Origin of the sequence: Oceanicaulis sp. UBA6590 (assembly GCF_002433705.1) — a bacterium.
In the GTDB taxonomy this organism is placed as follows: domain Bacteria; phylum Pseudomonadota; class Alphaproteobacteria; order Caulobacterales; family Maricaulaceae; genus Oceanicaulis.
The window spans coordinates 59,897-79,865 of record NZ_DJIQ01000027.1 but is presented as its reverse complement, the minus strand read 5'-3'; the positions used below and the strand labels follow the sequence as shown (position 1 = coordinate 79,865).

General features: G+C 63.5%; 18 protein-coding genes. 17 read left to right on the top strand and 1 reads right to left on the bottom strand.

Annotated elements, in window-relative coordinates:
* The first annotated feature begins 11 nt into the window (after nt 1–11).
* The 6 genes from nuoN to B2Z70_RS06210 are packed head-to-tail and all read left to right on the top strand — an operon-like array spanning nt 12 to nt 5,495.
* Nucleotides 12–1,463, top strand: a complete 1,452-nt coding sequence (gene nuoN / locus B2Z70_RS06235) for an NADH-quinone oxidoreductase subunit NuoN (RefSeq protein ID WP_009800972.1) — start codon at nt 12–14, stop codon at nt 1,461–1,463.
* Nucleotides 1,453–2,202 carry a biotin--[acetyl-CoA-carboxylase] ligase gene (locus B2Z70_RS06230; protein ID WP_009800971.1) on the top strand — a complete coding sequence of 250 codons (750 nt, stop codon included), beginning with the start codon at nt 1,453–1,455 and terminating at the stop codon, nt 2,200–2,202. Before nuoN ends, B2Z70_RS06230 begins: the two co-directional genes overlap by 11 nt.
* A 23-nt stretch (nt 2,203–2,225) precedes the next feature.
* Nucleotides 2,226–3,020, top strand: coding sequence for a type III pantothenate kinase (locus B2Z70_RS06225; RefSeq protein WP_009800970.1), 795 nt, complete (start codon nt 2,226–2,228; stop codon nt 3,018–3,020).
* Nucleotides 3,021–3,076: 56 nt separating this feature from the next.
* Complete coding sequence (locus B2Z70_RS06220; RefSeq protein WP_083783301.1) at nt 3,077–4,687, top strand: ribonuclease J; 1,611 nt, start codon at nt 3,077–3,079, stop codon at nt 4,685–4,687.
* Between the two features lie 14 nt (nt 4,688–4,701).
* Nucleotides 4,702–5,142, top strand: coding sequence for a methylmalonyl-CoA epimerase (gene mce / locus B2Z70_RS06215; protein WP_292982018.1), 441 nt, complete (start codon nt 4,702–4,704; stop codon nt 5,140–5,142).
* The gene (locus B2Z70_RS06210; protein ID WP_009800967.1) at nt 5,139–5,495 is read left to right on the top strand and encodes a DUF1467 family protein; all 357 of its coding nucleotides are present in this window, start codon (nt 5,139–5,141) and stop codon (nt 5,493–5,495) included. The genes mce and B2Z70_RS06210 overlap by 4 nt, the downstream gene beginning before the upstream one ends.
* A gap of 2 nt (nt 5,496–5,497) precedes the next feature.
* Here the strand turns inward: B2Z70_RS06210 and B2Z70_RS06205 are convergent, their stop codons facing one another.
* Nucleotides 5,498–6,442, bottom strand: coding sequence for a DMT family transporter (locus tag B2Z70_RS06205; protein ID WP_292982017.1), 945 nt, complete (start codon nt 6,440–6,442; stop codon nt 5,498–5,500).
* Between the two features lie 129 nt (nt 6,443–6,571).
* Here B2Z70_RS06205 and proS point away from each other — a divergent pair, with 129 nt between their 5' ends.
* The 11 genes from proS to dxr all read left to right on the top strand — a co-directional run bounded on the left by proS (nt 6,572) and on the right by dxr (nt 19,959).
* Nucleotides 6,572–7,900 carry a proline--tRNA ligase gene (proS, locus tag B2Z70_RS06200; protein WP_292982016.1) on the top strand — a complete coding sequence of 443 codons (1,329 nt, stop codon included), beginning with the start codon at nt 6,572–6,574 and terminating at the stop codon, nt 7,898–7,900.
* Entirely contained in the window at nt 7,897–9,231 is a 1,335-nt protein-coding gene (locus B2Z70_RS06195; RefSeq protein ID WP_009800963.1) for a lipoprotein-releasing ABC transporter permease subunit, read from the top strand. The genes proS and B2Z70_RS06195 overlap by 4 nt, the downstream gene beginning before the upstream one ends.
* The gene (locus B2Z70_RS06190) at nt 9,224–9,913 is read left to right on the top strand and encodes an ABC transporter ATP-binding protein (RefSeq protein ID WP_292982015.1); all 690 of its coding nucleotides are present in this window, start codon (nt 9,224–9,226) and stop codon (nt 9,911–9,913) included. The genes B2Z70_RS06195 and B2Z70_RS06190 overlap by 8 nt, the downstream gene beginning before the upstream one ends.
* A gap of 317 nt (nt 9,914–10,230) precedes the next feature.
* On the top strand, nt 10,231–13,683 hold the full coding sequence (dnaE, locus tag B2Z70_RS06185) for a DNA polymerase III subunit alpha (RefSeq protein ID WP_292982014.1): 3,453 nt from the start codon (nt 10,231–10,233) through the stop codon (nt 13,681–13,683).
* Nucleotides 13,684–13,935: 252 nt separating this feature from the next.
* Complete coding sequence (gene rpsB / locus B2Z70_RS06180; RefSeq protein ID WP_292982013.1) at nt 13,936–14,775, top strand: 30S ribosomal protein S2; 840 nt, start codon at nt 13,936–13,938, stop codon at nt 14,773–14,775.
* Nucleotides 14,776–14,808: 33 nt separating this feature from the next.
* On the top strand, nt 14,809–15,750 hold the full coding sequence (gene tsf / locus B2Z70_RS06175) for a translation elongation factor Ts (RefSeq protein ID WP_292982012.1): 942 nt from the start codon (nt 14,809–14,811) through the stop codon (nt 15,748–15,750).
* 75 nt (nt 15,751–15,825) lie between these two features.
* Nucleotides 15,826–16,572, top strand: coding sequence for a UMP kinase (gene pyrH, locus B2Z70_RS06170; RefSeq protein WP_292982011.1), 747 nt, complete (start codon nt 15,826–15,828; stop codon nt 16,570–16,572).
* A 33-nt stretch (nt 16,573–16,605) separates the two neighbouring features.
* Nucleotides 16,606–17,163 carry a ribosome recycling factor gene (gene frr / locus B2Z70_RS06165; RefSeq protein WP_292982010.1) on the top strand — a complete coding sequence of 186 codons (558 nt, stop codon included), beginning with the start codon at nt 16,606–16,608 and terminating at the stop codon, nt 17,161–17,163.
* Between the two features lie 51 nt (nt 17,164–17,214).
* On the top strand, nt 17,215–17,934 hold the full coding sequence (uppS, locus tag B2Z70_RS06160; RefSeq protein ID WP_292982009.1) for a polyprenyl diphosphate synthase: 720 nt from the start codon (nt 17,215–17,217) through the stop codon (nt 17,932–17,934).
* On the top strand, nt 17,927–18,781 hold the full coding sequence (locus tag B2Z70_RS06155; RefSeq protein WP_292982008.1) for a phosphatidate cytidylyltransferase: 855 nt from the start codon (nt 17,927–17,929) through the stop codon (nt 18,779–18,781). The genes uppS and B2Z70_RS06155 overlap by 8 nt, the downstream gene beginning before the upstream one ends.
* On the top strand, nt 18,778–19,959 hold the full coding sequence (gene dxr / locus B2Z70_RS06150; protein WP_292982007.1) for a 1-deoxy-D-xylulose-5-phosphate reductoisomerase: 1,182 nt from the start codon (nt 18,778–18,780) through the stop codon (nt 19,957–19,959). Before B2Z70_RS06155 ends, dxr begins: the two co-directional genes overlap by 4 nt.
* Nucleotides 19,960–19,969 lie beyond the last annotated feature (10 nt).

Genomic DNA, 19,969 nt, shown 5'->3' with positions numbered 1-19,969 from the left:
AAGGACAGGACATGACTGTTTCGACGCTGCTCGCTGACCTTCAATTGCTGACGCCGGAGCTGGTGCTCGCCGTCGGCGCGATGGCGCTTCTGCTGATCGGGGTCTACACCAAGGGTGAAGAGAAGGCCGCACAACGCATCATGACGCTGGCGACGGCGCTGCTGATCCTTGCCGCTGGCCTGTCGGTCTGGATGGCGCAAGGGCCGGGCGGAACCGCCTTCCACGGCGCCTTCGTGCTCGACTCCTTCGCCATGTACGCCAAGACGGCGGTCTATCTCGCCGGTGCGGTCGCGCTTGTGCTTGCCGGACATTACCTGCGCACCGAACAGCTCGCGCGATTTGAATTCCCGGTCCTTGTGACGCTCGCCGTGCTCGGCATGAGCTTCATGGTCTCGGCGAACGATCTCATCACCCTCTATCTGGGTCTTGAGCTGCAATCACTGGCGCTGTACGTCCTCGCCGCCTTCAACCGCGACTCCCTGCGAGCGTCCGAGGCCGGCCTGAAATACTTCGTGCTGGGTGCGCTCAGCTCGGGTCTGCTGCTGTACGGCTCTTCGCTGGTCTATGGTTTCTCGGGCTCCACGAGCTTTGACGCCATTGCGGTCGCTGCTGCCGAGGGCTCCCAGAATCTGGGCTTGCTGTTCGGTCTGGTGTTCGTGGTCGCCGGCCTTGCCTTCAAGGTGTCCGCCGCGCCGTTCCACATGTGGACCCCGGACGTCTATGAGGGCGCGCCAACCCCGGTCGCGGCCTTCTTCGCCACCGCGCCGAAGCTCGCCGCCATGGTGCTGCTGGCTCGCGTTCTGATGGAGCCTTTCGGCCCGATGACCGAACAATGGCAGCAGGTCACCATGGTGATGGCGGTGCTGTCGATGGCGTTCGGCTCCTTCGGCGCGCTGATGCAATCGAACATCAAGCGCCTGATGGGCTACTCCTCCATCGGCAATATGGGCTATGTGCTGGTCGGCCTGTCCGCCGGCACCGCGCTTGGCCTGTGGTCGGTGCTGTTCTACATGACGCTCTATGTGATCGGCGTCGCCGGCGCGTTCGCCGTCATCCTGTCCATGCGTCGTTCCGAAGGCATGGTCGAACGGATCGAGGACCTTTCGGGCCTCTCCCAGACCCGTCCGGCGCTCGCCTGGTCCATGACCGCGCTGATGTTCTCCATTGGCGGCATGCCCTTCATGATCGGCTTCTTCGGCAAACTCTTCGTGTTCTACGCCGCCGTGCAGGCGGGCCTGATCTGGCTCGTCATCCTGGCGGTGATCTTCTCCACCATCTCGATCGCGTACTATCTGCGCGTCATCAAGGTGATCTGGTTTGATGAGCCGACCGGCGATTTCCTGCCGGCCCCGACCGGGGCGGCCATCATCTCGCGTCTCGCCGCTCTGATCGCGGTGTCCATGCCGGTGGTGGGCATCATCATCGCCCTCGTGGTGAACGCCGGGGCGGGCATTGGCGGCTAATCAGCCTGATCTGCCCATTGCCTATTACGAGACGCTGGACTCCACCAATGAGGAGGCCAAGCGTCAGGCTCTCGCGGGCGCAACCGGTCCCCAGTGGATCGTTGCGCGCCGCCAGAGCAGCGGGCGCGGCCGGCGCGGGCGTCCCTGGGCGTCCGAAACCGGAAATCTCTTCACCACCGGGCTCTACCGGCTTGATTGTGATCCGGCGCGCGCGGCGCAATTGTCTTTCGCCGCCGCACTGGCGGTTGGCGATGTGTGCGCCAGCGTCATCGATCCCGAACGGGTCCGTCTGAAATGGCCCAATGACGTTCTGGTCGGTGGGCGCAAGATCAGCGGCATCCTGCTCGAATCCGGCCAGCACGCGCATGGCGGCTTGTGGCTTGCAGTCGGGATCGGGATCAATCTCGCCCACCATCCTGAAGACTCAGAACGACCCGCAACGGATTTGAGCGCCCAGGGCGCTGACATCAGTGTCGAAACCGCGGCGAAGCGCTTGTCCCGACGGTTTGACCACTGGCTCAATCGCTGGGCCCAGGATGGTTTCACGCCGATCCGGGAAGCCTGGCTGTCCCGGGTTCATGGCCTGGGCGAGCGCTGTGTGGTCCGGCTCGATCACGAGACGCTGGAAGGCGTCTTCGCGGATCTCGGCCCGGACGGCTCGCTGCGTCTTGATTTGAAAGATGGCGGCCGGCGCTTTATCTCGGCGGGTGATGTGTTTTTTCCCGGCGCGCCGTCCTGACGCGCCGTCTTCAGGAGCCTTCCATGCTTCTCGCGATCGACTGCGGCAACACCAACACCCTGTTCGCGGTGCATGACGGCGCTGGCTGGCGCGCGCAATGGCGCACCGCCACCTATTCCACGCGCACAGCGGATGAGTATGCGGTCTGGCTGCAGCAATTGCTTCAACTCCAGGGGCTTAGTCTTGAGGACCTGAAGGGGTGCGTGATCTCCTCGGTGGTGCCGCAATCGCTGTTCAACCTGCGCAATCTGGCGCGTCGCTATATCGGCTCGGAGCCAGTCGTGGTGGGGGATGCGCATGTGGATTTGGGCGTGGGGGTGAACCTGCCGCGTCCGGAAGAGGCGGGTGCGGACCGTCTGGTGAACGCGCTTGGCGGCCGCGTCGTCTATGACGGCGCGATGATCATTGTGGACTCCGGGACCGCCACCACATTCGACGTTGTGTCGGCGGACGGCAATTTCGAAGGCGGCGTCATCGCCCCGGGGATCAACCTGTCGATGCAGGCGCTGCACCAGGCTGCAGCGCGCCTGCCGCGCATCGCTATCGAGAAACCTCAACGGGTTATGGGCAAGGATACGGTCGGCGCCATGCAGTCGGGTGTGTTCTGGGGCTATGTCGATCTCATTGATGGGCTTGTGACGCGGCTGAAAGCCGAGTACGGCCAACCCATGACTGTTATAGCAACCGGCGGCGTTGTCTCCCTGTTCGAGGGCGCAGCCCGGACGATCGACCATTACGACCCCGACCTGACCATGCGGGGCCTCCTGGAAATCTGGAAACGCAATGCGCCGCAAGGCGAGGGGATGCACGCAGAGTGACCCAGGACGACAACGCACTCTATTTCGTACCGCTGGGCGGTTCGGGCGAGATCGGCATGAATCTGAACCTTTACGGGTTCGGACCTGAAGAAGACCGCAAATGGATCATCGTCGATTGCGGCGTGACCTTTGGCGATCTGACCACGCCGGGCGTCGATATCATCACGCCGGATCCGCGCTTCATCGTTGAACGCAAGCACCAGCTCTTGGGCATTGTTCTGACCCACGCCCATGAAGACCATATGGGCGCAGTGGCGCATCTGTGGCGACAGCTTGAATGCCCGATCTACGCCACGCCCTTTACCGCCTGGCTGATGCGGGACCGGCTGGCCGAACACGGCTTGCTGGGCGAAGCGGAATTGCACGAGATCGGCCTGCATTCGCGGTTCGAGCTCGGCCCGTTCGACATGCAGCTGGTGACGCTGACCCACTCCATTCCCGAACCCAACGGCCTGATCATCCGCACCCCGGTCGGCACGGTCTTGCACACTGGCGACTGGAAGATCGATCCCGAGCCCCTGATCGGCAATTCCACCGATGTGGCCGCTCTGGAAGCGGCTGGTGAAGAGGGCGTGATGGCGATGGTGTGTGACAGCACCAATGTCTTCACCGAGGGCGAGTCCGGCTCTGAAGCCGATGTGCGCGACAATCTCATTGAACTCGTCGGACAACAGGAAGGCCGCGTCGCCATCGCCGCCTTCGCCTCCAATGTCGCCCGTCTCGAAACCGCGATCCGCGCCGGCGAAGCCAATGGCCGCCGTGTCTGCCTTGTCGGTCGATCCATGCACCGCATGACCCAGGCCGCGAAAGCGGTGGGCCTTCTGGCCGATTGCCAGCCTTTCATCGAGGAAGAGGAAATCGGCTATTTCCCGCCCGACAAGGTGCTGCTCCTGTGCACGGGTTCCCAGGGCGAGCCGCGTGCGGCGCTGTCGCGCATTGCTGAAGGCTCGCATCGCAATGTCACGCTCAACAAGGGTGACAGCGTGATTTTCTCATCCCGGATCATACCGGGCAATGAGCGCGGCATCTTTGACCTGATGAACCGGCTGGCCGAGCGAGGCGTGAAGATCATCACCGAGCGTGACGAGCATATTCACGTCTCCGGCCACCCGTGCCGCGACGAGCTGCGCCAGATGTACGCCTGGGCGAAGCCCAGGACCGCCATCCCGGTGCACGGCGAATATCGCCATCTGGTGGAACATGCCCAGCTGGCGCGCGACCTTCAGGTGCCCAACGCCATCGTCCCGCGCAATGGTTCGATCATCCGCATCACTCAGGACGGCGCGTCTATCGTGGATGAAGCCCCGGCGGGCCGCATGCATGTGGACGGCAATTTCCTGGTCGATGCGGATGCAGAGTCCATCAAGGAACGCCGCCGCATGGCCTATAACGGCCATCTGACCGTGGCGGCAGTGCTGGCCGATGGCAATCTGGTGTCTGAGATCGATGTGCGCGCCATGGGCGTGGCTTCGACCTATGAATACGATCTCGATGACTTCCTCGATGATCTGGCCGAAGCCGCCGAGGCTGCCTTCAAGCGTCTGGATCGCCGGGACCGGCGTGACCCGGCTGCGGTTGAGGAAGCCATTCGACGTGGCGTGCGTCGTGAAGCCAGTCGCATCTGGGGCAAGAAACCCCATGTGGAAGCCATTGTATTGACCGCCTGATCGGGGAGCCAGTGATGAAGCTTGGACGTTTGAACCATGTGGGCGTGGCGACGCCGGACGTTGAAGCGGCCGCCAAGGTCTATGCTGACCTGTATGGCGTCACCGATCGGACCGAGGCCAAGGATTTCCCGAATCTGGGCGTTCGCGTGGTCTTCGTGACGCTGCCGAACATGCAGATTGAGCTGATCGAGCCTCTGGGCGATCAGAGCCCGATCCACAAGTTTCTCGAGAAAAACCCCAAGGGCGGCCAGCACCATATGTGTTTCGAGGTCGCTGACATCATCAAGGCCCGCGACGCCATGGTGGAGCGCGGCGCGAGCGTGCTGGGCACGGGCGAACCCTATATCGGCGCCCATGGCGTACCGGTGATCTTCGTCCATCCCAAGGATACGGGCGGGGTGCTGGTTGAGCTGATGCAGGACCCGGCGCTTTACGAAGGTGAGGGCGGTCATTGAGACGGATCGCCGAATACGCCCTCCTGGGCTTCGTCTTCGTGATCTGGATCGCCCAGGGCTTCCTGCCCGACCGTGGCGTCGGGATCGTGACGGGCGTTGTTATCTATCTCATTTCCTGGTGGATGCTGTTTCTCGGCTCGCTGCCGCTTCAGGTGCGCGGACAGTTCGAGGATGGCGAGATCGTTGAAGGCTCTGAGCCGGGCGCGCCGGTGTCACCCCGCATCAAGGAGAAGATGTGGCTCGCCGCCGTTCTCGCAGCCGGGGTCTGGCTGGTGCTGTTCTGCATCCTGGAGTTCGGGCTGATCAGTCTGGATGCTCTGCCTTGGGGGCCGCAATTCGTCGAGTACGAATAGGTTCAGCTTTCATCCGTATCCTGCTTGGACATTCTGGCGTGCTCCCAGCTCATCAACAGGACGCCGGCAAAGACCACGGCGAAGCCTGCGAGATGGATCCAGCGGAACGCTTCACCCAGCAGAATGTAGGACAGGACCAGCGCCGAGACGGGCATGACGCCCATGAAGGCGGCCGCCGTTGAGCCCTCGGCTTTCTGAACGCCCGCGTACCAGAGCCAGCTGCCAAGGGCGAGCGTACCCACGCCATACCAGATCAATGCGGTCCACACCCCGGCGTCAAAATCCTGCGGCGTGAAGTTCGGCCATTGCCAGATTGCGAGCGGGATGAAGAGCGGGATGGAGAGGGCGGAGGCGAGAAACGTCACCAGCAGCGGATCGATGGACCGGGTCAGGGTCTTGCCCACCAGCGTGTAGGTGCTTTCACAGCACACGGCCGCAAATACCAGAGCGCCGCCCAGAAGCGCGCCTTCTGTCTCGTTCAGTGAGGCGCCGAGCTGCAGGATCAGGACGCCCAGAACGGCGAGGGCGATGGCGCTCAGCTTCCGCCAGCTGGCCTGGTCGCCCAGAAACAGCATGGAGGCGGCTGCGGTGACGGCGGGCGTCGTGCTCATCACGATGGCGCCCGTAACACCTGAGGCGAGGCGCATGCCGTAGAGCATGAAGGCGGAGAATCCGACCATGCCGAAAACCGCGATCAGACCGATGCGGACCCAGTCTCCGCGACTGATCTTGTAGATTTCCTCGCGCTTGAACCAGGCGGCGGGCGCCAGAAACAACGCGCCGAGCCCGACCCGGAAGAGTGAGGCGATGAAGACCGGCGCCGCCTGGGTGACGATCTTGCTGACCGGCGTCGCCGAGCCGAACATCGCCATGCCGGTGAAGAGCCGGCCAATTGTCAGCCCGTTTGCTGTCGAGGAGGAGGCGGGTGTCTCAGGGCCTTCGCTCATGAGCGGGTCTCTTTGCCGGACGCCATGTGAGTTCACCCGCACGGGACGCGCAGGGATGGCTTGTTCTTAGGCAACGCTAAGTCTAATCGTGGGGTTCCGCAGTTTTTCATTCACGCCGGATTCTTCCCCATGCGCCTGTCCCGCTATTTCCTGCCCGTCCTGAAGGAAACCCCGTCTGACGCGCAGATCGTCTCTCACCAGCTCATGTTGCGCGCCGGCATGATCCGCCAGGAAGCGGCGGGGATTTACGCCTGGTTGCCGCTGGGCCTACGGGTGCTGCGCAAGATCGAAAAGATCGTTCGGGAAGAACAGGATCGCGCCGGGGCGATCGAGCTTCTGATGCCGACCTTGCAGCCTGCAGATCTCTGGCGCGAGAGCGGCCGCTATGATGATTACGGCAAGGAGATGCTGCGCATTGTCGACCGCCATGAGCGCGATCTTCTTTACGGACCCACCAACGAAGAGATGATCACGGAGATCTTCCGTGGCTATTGCCGCTCCTACAAGGACCTCCCGAAGATTCTCTATCATATCCAGTGGAAGTTCCGCGACGAGATCCGTCCCCGCTTCGGCGTCATGCGTGGTCGCGAATTCCTGATGAAGGACGCCTATTCTTTCGATCTTGATTATGAAGGCACTGTAAGGGCTTACAACAAGATGTTCGTAGCCTACCTCAATACGTTTGCGCGTATGGGGCTCAAATCCGTGCCCATGCGCGCCGACACAGGTCCCATTGGCGGCAAGCTGTCTCACGAATTCATCATCCTGGCGGAAACCGGCGAGAGCGAGGTGTTCTGCGACTCCCGTCTCGTGGACATGCCCGCGCCGGGCGAGGTCGATTTTGACGGCGATCTGCAGCCCTATGTGGATCAGCGCACGGCGCTCTACGCCGCGACCGAGGAAATGCACGACGCAGCCCGGTTCGAGGCTGAGGTGCCTGAGGAGCGGCGTCTCTCCGCGCGCGGCATCGAAGTGGGCCATATCTTCAATTTCGGAACCAAGTATTCCGATCCGATGAAAGCCCAGGTCGCGGGCCCCGATGGCAAGGAGACGGCGGTCCATATGGGCTCTTACGGCGTGGGCGTGTCTCGTCTTCTGGGCGCGATCATCGAAGCCAGCCATGACGAGAATGGCGTGATCTGGCCTGAAGCCGTCGCGCCTTTCGGCGCTGGCGTGATCAATATGCGCGCCGGTGACGCCGATTGTGCGAAAGCGGCGGACGAGATCTACACCAAGCTCGATGCGGCCGGGCTCGAGCCTTTGCTCGACGACACCGCAGCCAGCGCAGGCGCGAAATTCGCAACCATGGATCTGATTGGCGTGCCCTATCAGGTGATCGTGGGGCCGCGCGGCCTGAAGGAAGGCAAGGCCGAGGTGAAGATCCGCGCCAGCGGCGAGCGCCACGAACTCAGCCTCGAGGACGCCGTCAATCGCCTTGTGGAGGGCGCGTTCAAGTGAGTTCAGACGCCGCCGCGACCGAAGCCGCCCCGCAATCGGGCGCGGCGCCGTTCTCCCGCTATGAATTCCTGTTGGCGTTCAAGTATCTGCGGGCCCGGCGCAAGCATGGCGGCGTGACCTTGATCTCGGTGATCTCCTTTGTGGGGATCATGCTGGCGGTGGCGGTTCTGATCACGGTGATGAGCGTGATGAACGGCTTCCGGCACGAATTGCTGACCCGGCTGCTGGGCGTTCAGCCGCATGTCTACGTCATGGTTCCTGCGGACCAGGGCGAGCTGTCGCGGACGCTGGCGGACCGGATCCGCGCGCTGGATGGCGTGCGTCAGGCCGGACCTGTGGCGACCGGGCAGGCGCTTGTCACCTCCGGCCGCTCGGCGGCGTTCGCCTCTGTGTCAGGCGTTCGCCCCGAGGACCTCGCTCGATTTGATCTGATTACGGGCGCGCACGGTGCGGATGATGCGGGCGGCGGTCTGGCGGCCGGCTCGATTGATCGGTTCGGCGAAGGCCGCAATGGCGGCGACGTCATCATCATGGGGACGGTGATGGCCAATCAGCTCGGCGTCGGGGTCGGCGATCAGGTGACGCTGGTCTCGCCTCAGGGCGCCACGACGGCGCTCGGCATGACGCCGCGCTCCAAGCGCTACACCATTGGTGGACTGTTGAGCGTCGGCGTTCAGGATCTGGACCAGGTCCTCATCTACATGCCGCTGGATCAGGCGTCCCTGTTCTTCAATAAGCCCGCACAGGGTGAATATATCGATGTGCGCATCGCCAATCCCGATGCGCCCGAACCGGTCATGGAACAGATCCGGGCCATGGCGCCGCAGGGCGCCGTCATCTTTGACTGGCGGCGACAGAACCAGGCTTTCTGGAATGCGCTGCAGGTGGAACGCGTCGCCATGCGTCTGATCCTGTCCGCCATCGTCCTGATCGCGGCGATGAACATCATTTCAGGCCTTGTGATGCTGGTGAAGAACAAGACCAAGGATATCGCCATCCTGCGCACAATGGGGGCCAGTCAGGGCGCGGTCATGCGGATCTTCCTGATTGCAGGCGCCGCCGTGGGCGTGCTGGGCACGCTGGCCGGGATTGCGCTCGGTCTGCTCGCTGTCATCGGTATTGGTCCCCTGCAGGATTTCGTCAGCTGGGTCAGCGGTGTGAATGTCTTCGATCCCAGTGTCTATTCGCTTTACCGCCTGCCGGCGCGGCTTGATTGGGGCGAGGTGGCCTTCGTGTCCTTCTGGGGCTTCTTCACCTCGCTGATCGCAACCCTGGCGCCAAGCTGGCGCGCGGGCCGCATCGACCCCGTGGAGGCGCTGCGTTATGAGTAAGCCGGCGCTGTCCCTGCGCGGGATCACCCGCATCTATGAAACCGAGGGCGAGCGTTTGGAGGTTCTGACCGACGCGGATCTCGACCTCAATGCCGGCGAGCTCGTCGGCCTGGTCGGGCCGTCCGGCTCAGGCAAGTCCTCGCTGCTTCATGCCGCGGCGCTTCTTGAGGCGCCGAATGCGGGCGAAGTCTGGATTGGCGGCCAGAATGGACTGGCCTTGTCGGAGCGTGAACGCACCGCACTGCGTCGTCGGGAAGTGGGTTTTGTCTATCAATTCCACCACTTGCTGCCCGAACTTGATGCGCTTGATAACGTGGCGCTGCCGCGCATGATTGCGGGCGCCAGCCAGAAGGCGGCGCGGGATGCGGCTGAGGTCCAGCTCGCTGCGCTGGGTCTGGCTGGACGACTTCATCACCGTCCGGGACAATTGTCGGGCGGGGAGCAGCAGCGTGTCGCGATAGCACGGGCCCTGGTGAATGAACCGCGCATCCTGCTGGCCGACGAACCCACGGGCAATCTTGATCCGGCCACATCCGATCAGGTGTTTGAAGCGCTGGCCCGGGCGTGCCGGGAAGCCGGGGCGGCGGCCCTGATCGCGACGCACAATCATGAACTCGCCGGACGCATGGACCGGGTCGTGACCCTGGATCAGGGGCGCGTGGTGGCGTGGGCGGACGCCTGAGCTGGGCTCAAACTTCGTTCTTCAAATGTTCCAAGTGGCGGTTTTTCCGCAGCTTTCCGAGCCGAATCAAAATCTGCTTGACGCGCGGAACAAAAGCAGAAAACATGCAATGGAACAAAACAGGAATAGCTGCGTTAGATGCAGCTGATCAAGGAGTTGTCCCATGCGTAACCTGATCGAAGATATGACCTCCGCCGCTGTCATCGTCGGCTTTATCGCTGTCGCGCTCAGCCTCTCAGCGGCACTCGCGGGCTGACCTTTATGCAAGGCGGGGTCTACACTGAGGACCTGATTCCGCCTGATCTGGAGCGCCTGCCGTGAGCGATGCCCCCTTTGTCCATCTGCGTGTCCGATCGCCGTACTCGCTTCTGGAGGGGGCGATCCGCATCAAGGAGACGGCGGCGCTGTGCAAAACCTTCTCCATGCCCGCCGCGGCGCTGACCGACAGCAACAATCTGTTCGGCGCGCTCGAATTCTCTGAGGTTCTTTCCGGTGAGGGCGTGCAGCCCATTATCGGAGTTACGCTCTCTATCCAGGTGGAGGAGCCGCGTCCGGGCGAACGCTCTCGTCCTGACGGCACGCTGGTGCTTCTGGCGCAATCAGAGCTGGGCTACGCCAATCTGATGAAGCTGTCCTCGGCCGCTTATCTGGACGTCGCCGCGACCGATGAGCCTCATGTTCCGATCGACAGGGTGCTCGAGCACAGCGACGGACTGATCTGTCTGACGGGCGGGTTTGACGGCGTGCTGAACCGTTTTGTCTGCGCCGGTCGCACAGGACCCGCGCAGGAGCTTCTCGACCGGCTGCGGGCGCGCTTCCCGGATCGGCTTTATCTCGAACTTCAACGTCATGGCCGCGCCGATGACGTCACGGCCGAGGACTGGCTTGTGGATCGCGCCTATGCGCTGGATCTGCCGCTCGTGGCGACCAATGAGCCGCATTTTCCCCGGTCCGAGCTCTATCAGGCCCATGATGCGCTGCTGTGCATCTCCGAAGGCGCTTATGTCAGCATGGAGGATCGGCGCAAGCTGACGGCCGAGCATGATTTCAAATCCGGCGCCGCCATGGCGGACCGGTTCGCCGATCTGCCTGAGGCCATCGCCAACACGGTCGAGATCGCGCAGCGCTGCGCCTTCCGTCCCCGGACCTCCAAACCCATTCTTCCGAGCTTTCCAACCGAAGGGGATCGCAACGAAGCAGAAGAATTACGCGCCCGCTCTATTGCCGGGCTGGAAGACCGTCTGTCCAAGATCGAGCTCGCCGATACCCGCGAGGCCTATTTCGAGCGTCTTGATTACGAGCTCGGGATTATCGAGCGGATGGGGTTCCCGGGCTACTTCCTGATCGTGTCCGACTTCATCCAGTGGGCGAAGGCCCATGACATCCCGGTCGGGCCGGGACGGGGCTCAGGCGCAGGTTCACTGGTCGCCTGGGCGCTGACCATCACGAACCTGGATCCTCTGCGCTTCGGCCTGCTGTTCGAACGCTTCCTGAACCCAGAACGGGTGTCGATGCCCGACTTCGACGTCGACTTCTGTCAGGACCGTCGCGGCGAGGTCATCCGCTATGTGCAGGAGCGCTACGGTCAGGACCGGGTGGCCCAGATCATCACCTTCGGCACCCTGCAGGCGCGCGCCGTGGTGCGCGATGTGGGGCGGGTGCTGCAATTGCCCTTTGGTCTGGTGGACCGGATCGCCAAGCAGGTGCCGAACAATCCCGCCCAGCCCATCACGCTGGCCGAAGCGGTGAAGACCGAACCCAAGCTTCAGGAAATGCAGCGCAATGACGAGATGGTGGATCGTCTCATCAATGTGGCGCTGCAGCTGGAGGGGCTGTTCCGGAACGCGTCGACCCACGCCGCCGGCGTGGTGATCGGCGACCGTCCGCTGACCGAACTCGTTCCGCTCTATCAGGATCCGCGTTCGGACCTGCCGGCCACCCAGTTCAACATGAAATGGGTGGAGCCGGCCGGGCTCGTGAAGTTCGACTTTCTGGGGCTGAAAACCCTCACCGTGATCTCGCGCGCCCTGAGCTATATCGAGAGCGCGGGTCTTGACCGCCCCGATATGGACGCGATCAGCCTCACCGACCCCGCGACCTACGAGCTTCTGGGCGTGGGCGCGTCCATCGGCGTGTTCCAGCTTGAAAGTACGGGCATGCGCGACACGCTGCGCAAGCTCAAGCCTGACAGCATCGAGGACATCATCGCGCTGATCTCGCTTTATCGGCCGGGGCCGATGAAGAATATCGACGTGTATGTGGACCGGAAATTCGGCCGCGCCGAGCCCGACTACCTGCATCCGGATCTCGAACCCGTCCTGAAGGAGACCTACGGGGTCATCATCTATCAGGAACAGGTGATGCAGATCGCCCAGATCCTGTCCGGCTACTCGCTTGGGGAGGCCGACCTTCTTCGCCGCGCCATGGGCAAGAAGAAGAAGGAGGAGATGGACCAGCAGCGCGTGCGCTTCAATGAAGGGGCGGAAAAGCGCGGCGTCTCGCGCGAGAAGGCGAATTACATCTTCGACCTTGTGGCCGAGTTCGCGGGCTACGGCTTCAACAAGTCGCACGCCGCCGCCTACGCCCTCATCGCCTATCAGACGGGCTGGCTGAAGGCCAACCATCCCGCCGCCTTTATGGCGGGCCTGATGAGTCTGGATAGCGCGAACACCGAAAAGCTCGCGGTCTTCTTTCAGGAGGCCAAGCGGATCGGGCTGGAGGTGCTCCCCCCGGATGTGAATGCGTCCGAAGCGGATTTCTCGCTCGAAGATGGCAAGATCCGCTATGCGCTCGGCGCCATCCGCAATGTGGGCTATTCGGCGATGGAGCATGTGGCCGCCGTCCGGAAGGCGGGCGGTCCCTTCAGGGACGTCTTCGACTTCGCCGAGCGGGTCGATCCGCGTCAGGTCAACAAACGCGCCTTTGAAAATCTGGCGCGTGCAGGCGCCTTTGATACGCTGGAGCCGGATCGCGCCAAGGCGCTGGCCTCGGCGGAGATTCTGCTCTCGGTGTCCCAGAACGCCCAGTCCGAGCGCGACAGCGCGCAAGCCTCGCTCTTCGGCGGTGGCGGTGAGGGCGGCGGAACCAAGTTGGAGCGGCCCAACCTGCCCGAGCCTGAGCCCTGGGATCCCGTCCGTCGTCTTGATGAAGAGCTGGCGGCGATCGGCTATTACCTGTCCGGCCACCCGCTCGATGACATGATGCCCGCTCTGGGCCGTCGCGGCGTGGTGGTGTTCGCCGATCTGCCGTCCAAGGCGGCGGAGGGCGCGCGCGCAGCCCGTCTGGCCGCTGTCGTGCGGCGACGGCAGGAGAAGGTCTCCCAACGCTCGGGCGAGAAATTCGCCTTCGTCACGCTCTCTGACCCGTCCGGCGAGTTCGAGGCGCTGGTCCCCCCCAAGGTCTTGCGCGAGATTCGCGACGTTATCGAGCCGGGCGCGTCCGTTCTGGTCAACGCCAAGATCGAGGCCCAGGATGAAGGTTTGCGCCTCATCATTGATGGGGCGGATACGATTGATCCGTTTGCGGCCGAGCATATCGGGCAGGGGCTCAAGATCCGGGTCGGAGAGCCCGCCGCGCTAGAGCCCCTGCGCAAGAGAATTGATCGGGCGAATGACCGGGAGGGCGCGGTGAAGGGGTCGATCCACCTTATTGTCCCGCTGTCGGATGGTCGGCTTGCAGAGCTCAGACTGCCCGGGCGTCATGCCGTTGACCCCGCCGCCCGCGCTGCGGTGAAGGCCGTGGCGGGTGTTCTCGAGGTGGAAACGCTCTAACGCGCCGCGCTTGGATGTCCTAGCTGAAAAAGTCGGCTCGGCTCTGCGTCAAAGGCGGAAAACTCCGCTCTCATGGCTTGCGGCAAAGCCCTCATGCCCGTATAAGCGCGCCCGATCCCGCACGCGGAGCTTCGGCTTTTCATGGTGAAAAGTCGCTCCGGTGTCGCAAGTCGTGCCTGAAAACCGCTTCCGGTTCTGGGCATGAGGCGCGGCTCCGCTCCGTGGAGGCCAACCGGAAAAGGACCCGAAATCATGGCTCTTCCTGAATTCTCCATGCGCCAGCTGCTTGAAGCCGGCTGTCACTTTGGTCACCAGACCCACCGTTGGAACCCGAAGATGAAGGAATACATCTTCGGCGAACGCGCCAACATCCACATCATCGATCTGTCCCAGACCGTTCCGATGCTGCACCAGGCCCTGGTGAAGGTGCGTGAAGTCGCCGCCAAGGGCGGTCGCGTTCTGTTCGTGGGCACCAAGCGTCAGGCCGCCGAGCCGATCTCTCAGGCGGCGTCGCGCTGCGCGCAATACTACATGAACCACCGCTGGCTGGGCGGCACGCTCACCAACTGGCAGACCATTTCCAAGTCCATCGCGCGTCTGCGCGAGCTGGAGTCCCTGCTGGACGCCGAAGGCGGCCCGACCGGTCTGACCAAGAAGGAAATCCTGATGCTGACCCGCGAGCGCGAGAAGCTTGAACGCTCTCTCGGCGGCATCAAGGAAATGGGCGGCACCCCGGACCTGATGTTCGTGATCGACACCAACAAGGAGTCCATCGCCATCCAGGAAGCCAAGCGCCTGGGCATCCCGGTCGTCGCCGTGGTCGACACCAACTGCGATCCCGATCCGATCGATTTCCCGATCCCGGGCAATGACGACGCCTCCCGCGCCCTGTCGCTGTACTGCGACCTGATCGCTGACGCCGTTCTGGACGGCATCTCCGACAGCCAGGCCGCTCTGGGCATGGATCTGGGCGAATCTGACATGCCGAGCGACGTCGTGCTGGGCCTGGAAGAGGGTGAAGCCGCCTCTGAAGAACCCAAGGCCGAAGAAGCTGTCGCTGTCGAAGCGCCGGCTGAAGACGCCAAATCCTAATAGCGCCAAAGCGCGATCCAAGGAGACCTCCCCATGGCTCAGATCACCGCCGCTCTCGTCAAAGAGCTCCGCGACAAATCCGGCGCGGGCATGATGGACGCCAAGAAGGCGCTTGTGGAAGTTGACGGCGACATGGAAGCCGCCATCGACTGGCTGCGCAAGAAAGGCCTGTCCAAGGCCGCCAAGAAGGCTGACCGCGTCGCCGCTGAAGGCCTGGTGGCCGTCAAGGCTGAAGAGCGTGGCGCCGGCATGGCCGCTGCTGCGGTTGAAGTGAACGCTGAAACCGACTTCGTGGCCCGGAACGAGCTGTTCCAGAAAGCCGTCGCTGAAGTTGCGGGCCTCGCGATCAATGCGGGCGACCTCGAAGCGCTCAAATCGGCTCAGACCTCTGCCGGCAAGTCCGTCGAAGACACCATGACCGACCTGATCGCCAAGATCGGCGAAAACATGTCGGTGCGTCGCGTCGAAACCCTGTCCGTGGATCCGGGCGTTGTGGCCGCTTACGTGCACAACGCAGCGGGCGACGGCATGGGCAAGATCGGCGTTCTGGTCGCGCTGAAGTCTGAAGGCGACAAGGCCGTTCTGGCCGAGCTGGGCCGCAAGATCGCGATGCACGTCGCGGCGGCGTCTCCGGCAGCGGCTCTGGCCGTCCATGAGGGCGAGCTGGACCAGGCTGTGGTCGAGAAAGAGCGTGAAGTGTTCGCGGGCCAGGCTCGTGAATCCGGCAAGCCCGAGCAGATAATCGAGAAGATGGTCGAAGGCCGCCTGCGCAAATTCTACGAAGAAGTCGTGCTTCTCAAGCAGGTCTTCGTGTTCGACACCGACAAGACCGTTGGCGAAGCCGTGAAAGCAGCTGAAGCCGAGGCGGGCGCCCCGATTGAACTGACCGGCTTTGTCCGCATGGTTCTGGGCGAAGGCGTCGAGAAGAAAGAAGAAGACTTCGCCGCAGAAGTCGCAGCCGTCGCCAAAGGCTAAGATTTTCGGCCCGGGCTTGTGTATACACGTCCGGGCCGGATTCCATCTGAAGACAGCATTCATGCGGAGATTGCCGTGACTGACACCGAGGACCGACCGTCAAAAACGCCTAAGGGCCCGTACAAACGGGTGCTTTTGAAGGTTTCCGGTGAAGCCCTGATGGGCGATCAGCCCTACGGCATCGACATGAACACCGCCGATCGCATCGCCCGCGAAGTGGGTGAGGCGGTTGAAGCCGGTTACGAGCTTTGCCTCGTGATCGGCGGCGGGAATATTTTTCGCGGCCTCACCGCCGCCGCCAAGGGCATGGAACGCGCCGCAGCCGACTATATGGGCATGCTGGCGACCGTGATGAACGCCCTGGCCATGCAGACCGCGCTCGAGCGCGTCGGCGTGCAAACCCGCGTCCAGTCCGCCATTCCCATGACCACGGTGTGCGAGCCCTATATCCGCCGCCGCGCCGTGCGCCATATGGAACGCGGTCGCGTGGTGATCTTTGCGGCCGGCACGGGCAATCCGTTTTTCACCACCGATACGGCGGCGGCGCTGCGCGCTGCCGAGATGGGGTGTGACGCCTTGTTCAAAGGCACCAGCGTGGATGGCGTCTATGATGATGACCCGCGCAAGAATCCGCAGGCCGAACGGTTTGAACGCCTTGACTATATCGACGTTCTGGCGCGCGATCTGAAAGTTATGGATGCATCGGCGGTGACGCTGATGCGCGACAACCAGATACCGATCGTGGTCTTCAACATTCGTGAGCAGGGCGGTCTCGCCCGGGTTCTGGATGGCGAGGGCGTCTGCACGGTCGTGGGCGGCTAAGACGCGCCCGATACATAAAGGGGAGACACGGACATGTCCGGTTTCGACATCAAAGACATCGAGCGCCGCATGGATGGCGCGATTGACTCGCTGAAGAAGGAATTCGGCGGTCTGCGCACGGGCCGCGCCAGCGCGAGCCTGCTCGACCCGATCAAGGTCGAGGCCTATGGCGCGCTGACCCCGATCAACCAGGTCGGCAATGTGTCGGTCCCCGAACCGCGCATGGTCACGATCAGCGTTTGGGACAAAACCCTGGTCGGCGCTGTGGAGAAAGCGATTCGCAATTCCTCGCTGGGTCTGAACCCGGTGTCTGAAGGCGAGACCTTGCGCATCCCGATCCCGCCGCTCAATGAAGAGCGCCGTGTCGAACTCGCCAAAACCGCCGGTTCTTATGCCGAGAATGCCCGCATCGCCGTGCGCAATGTGCGTCGCGACGGCATGGACCAGCTCAAGAAGGACGAGAAAGACGGCGAGATCAGCGAAGACCAGCACAAGAAGCTGGCGGACCAGATCCAGAAGCTGACCGATACCAAGGTCGCCGCCATTGATGCGCTGCTGAAGACCAAGCAGGAAGAAATCACTCAGGTCTGATTGGACGGGCGCTCGATCTGAGCGCCCTGTGACGGCGGGAGGGCCGTTCCCATGAGCGAGACCGAACCGTTCGGCCCGACGCCGCAGCACGTCGCCATCATCATGGATGGCAATGGACGCTGGGCGGCGTCGCGGGGCCGTCCGCGCGCCTTTGGTCATCGCAAGGGGGTTGAAGCGGTTCGTGAGGCGGTGCGCGCCGCCGGTGAACTGGGCGTGCGCCATCTCACCCTGTTCAGTTTCTCGACCGAGAACTGGAGCCGGCCCGCTGCGGAAGTGGAAGCGCTGTTCGAGCTTTTGCGCCGGTTCGTGGCGGCCGATCTGGACCGCCTTCACGCCGAGGGCGTGAGAGTGCGCGTTCTGGGGCGCCGTGAAGGTCTCAGCGAGGAGCTTCTCAAGCTCATCGAGACCGTTGAGACCCGGACAGAGGCGAATGACGCCTTCTCTCTCAACATCGCATTCAATTACGGCGGACGTGATGAGATCGTCCGCGCCGCGCGTCGCGCCGCCGTTGCGCTTGACGGGGACCTTTCCGCGCTGACCGAAGCTGATTTCGGTCAGTATCTCGATACGGCGGCTCTGCCTGATCCGGACCTCGTGATCCGGACCAGCGGCGAGTATCGAATCTCGAACTTCCTGCTCTGGCAGGCGGCTTATGCCGAGTTTGTCTTCATGGACATTCTCTGGCCCGATTTCGACAAAGCCGCTTTCCAGCGTGCGATCGCTGAATTTGCGAGTCGCGATCGCCGCTATGGCGGCGTGCGTCATGGCTGAAGACCCCTCGACCGAGCCGCCCATCAACCCGTCAAGATTGAGGCGGGGCGACCCGATGTTCTCACGCCGGGTGCTGTCGGCGCTGGTGCTGGCGCCGGTCGCGATCGGCATGATCCTCTGGGGCGGGGTGGCCTTTTCCATCTTCATCGCGGCTTTCGCCGCCGCCATGGCCTGGGAATGGGTGCGGATGTCAGATCGTGATGCGCCTCCACGCGCCTTCGCCATTGCCACGGGCACGGCGGTGGGCGGCGTGTTGCTGGCGAGTGAGCTCGAGCTTTATGGCGCAGCAGTCTGGATCGCGGCGGGCGCTCTGGCGGCCTATCTGGACCGCAAGCCGCGCGAGCGCGGTCTCGAGGCCCTGTTCGGGGTCGCCTATGTCGCGCTGGCCGCTGCAGTCCTCGCCGTACTGCGTACGGACGACATGGCCGGACTCGCCGGCATCGTCTTTCTGATCAGCGTGGTCTGGGCGGCGGACACCTTCGCCTATCTGGCCGGCTCCTGGCTGGGCGGGTGGAAGCTGCTTCCGGCCGCCAGCCCGAACAAGACCTGGTCCGGACTGGTGGCCGGGCTGGCCTTTGGCGTGATCGCCGGCGCCTTCGCCGCCTGGTGGGCCGGATGGGATCCGCGTCATGGCGCGCTTCTGGCGGCGCCCACGGCTGTGGCGGCGGTGGCGGGCGATCTGCTGATGTCGCTGGCCAAGCGTCGGTTCGGCGTCAAGGATGCGGGTACGGTGATACCCGGCCATGGCGGCGTGCTTGATCGCGTGGACGCCCTGATGATGGCCGCTTTGTTCGCCGGCGTCTGGTCCCTGTTCGGACCAGGCGGATGGCCGGGAGGAAGCGCATGAGCGCGCGGAAAGTCACAATCCTCGGCGCGACCGGATCGGTAGGGCGGGCGACGCTGGATCTGATTGAGCGCGCGCCGGAGGGCGCCTTCGAGATCGTCGCGCTGACGGCGAACACTCAGGCCGATGAGCTGGCGCAACTCGCAATCCGGACGGGCGCACGATTCTGTGCGGTCGCCGCGCCAGAAGCCGGATCGGCGCTGGAGGCGGCGCTGAAAGGCACAGCCATCCGCTCGGGCGCAGGACCTGACGCCATCTGCGAAGCGGCGCGTCTGTCTGCGGACTGGGTGATGGCGGCCATTGTGGGAGCGGCTGGCTTGCCGCCGACCCTGGAAGCGGTCAAGCGCGGCGCGGCCGTGGCCTTCGCCAACAAGGAAGCCCTTGTGTGTGCGGGCGATCTCTTCATGCGTGCGGCGCGTGACGCCGGCGCGCGCCTGTTGCCGGTGGATTCCGAGCATAACGCCATTTTCCAGGCGTTCGACGAGCGCCAGCGCGATCGCGTGCGTCGCATCATTCTTACTGCATCTGGCGGGCCCTTTCGAAGCTGGACGCTGGAGCAGATGGGGCAAGCCAGCCCCGCCCAGGCCGTCGCCCATCCGACCTGGAGCATGGGCGCAAAGATTTCCGTCGATAGCGCCACGATGATGAACAAGGGGCTCGAAATCATCGAGGCCTGTCATCTGTTCGGCTTGCCCCACAGCGATGTGGATGTGCTGGTGCATCCTGAATCCATCATCCACGGACTGGTGGAATATGCCGATGGCGGCATGCTCGCCCAGCTGGGCATGCCGGACATGCGCACCCCGATCGCACATGCCCTGGCGTGGCCGGACCGGATCGAGACGCCCGTCGAGCGCCTTGATCTGGCGCTGCTCAGTCAGCTTACTTTCGAAGCGCCTGATCCCGTGCGGTTTCCCGCCCTGGGCCTGGCGCGCGCCGCGTTCGATGCGGGCAAGGGCGCGCCGGCGATCTTCAACGCCGCCAACGAAGTGGCCGTCGCCGCCTTTCTGAATGGTCAGATTGGCTTTCTTGACATCGCCGCATGCGTTTCGGACTCTCTGGAAAGAGGGGAGAAGGATGGCGTCGCTGCGGTCGAGCCATCTGACTTTGAGACTGTGTTGGACGTAGACCGACAGGGACGCCGGTTGGCGACCGACGCAGTTAAGCAGCGATCCCGCTGAACCGGGCGTT

Excerpts from the sequence above, each read along its gene's own strand:
- B2Z70_RS06220 (WP_083783301.1), top strand. The coding sequence starts at position 3,077 with ATGAATCTGAACCTTTACGGGTTCGGACCTGAAGAAGACCGCAAATGG.
- proS (WP_292982016.1), top strand. The coding sequence starts at position 6,572 with ATGCGCCTGTCCCGCTATTTCCTGCCCGTCCTGAAGGAAACCCCGTCT.
- frr (WP_292982010.1), top strand. The coding sequence starts at position 16,606 with ATGTCCGGTTTCGACATCAAAGACATCGAGCGCCGCATGGATGGCGCG.
- B2Z70_RS06190 (WP_292982015.1), top strand. The coding sequence starts at position 9,224 with ATGAGTAAGCCGGCGCTGTCCCTGCGCGGGATCACCCGCATCTATGAA.
- B2Z70_RS06155 (WP_292982008.1), top strand. The coding sequence starts at position 17,927 with ATGGCTGAAGACCCCTCGACCGAGCCGCCCATCAACCCGTCAAGATTG.
- tsf (WP_292982012.1), top strand. The coding sequence starts at position 14,809 with ATGGCTCAGATCACCGCCGCTCTCGTCAAAGAGCTCCGCGACAAATCC.
- nuoN (WP_009800972.1), top strand. The coding sequence starts at position 12 with ATGACTGTTTCGACGCTGCTCGCTGACCTTCAATTGCTGACGCCGGAG.
- uppS (WP_292982009.1), top strand. The coding sequence starts at position 17,215 with ATGAGCGAGACCGAACCGTTCGGCCCGACGCCGCAGCACGTCGCCATC.
- B2Z70_RS06225 (WP_009800970.1), top strand. The coding sequence starts at position 2,226 with ATGCTTCTCGCGATCGACTGCGGCAACACCAACACCCTGTTCGCGGTG.
- mce (WP_292982018.1), top strand. The coding sequence starts at position 4,702 with ATGAAGCTTGGACGTTTGAACCATGTGGGCGTGGCGACGCCGGACGTT.
- B2Z70_RS06205 (WP_292982017.1), bottom strand. The coding sequence starts at position 6,442 with ATGAGCGAAGGCCCTGAGACACCCGCCTCCTCCTCGACAGCAAACGGG.
- dxr (WP_292982007.1), top strand. The coding sequence starts at position 18,778 with ATGAGCGCGCGGAAAGTCACAATCCTCGGCGCGACCGGATCGGTAGGG.
- rpsB (WP_292982013.1), top strand. The coding sequence starts at position 13,936 with ATGGCTCTTCCTGAATTCTCCATGCGCCAGCTGCTTGAAGCCGGCTGT.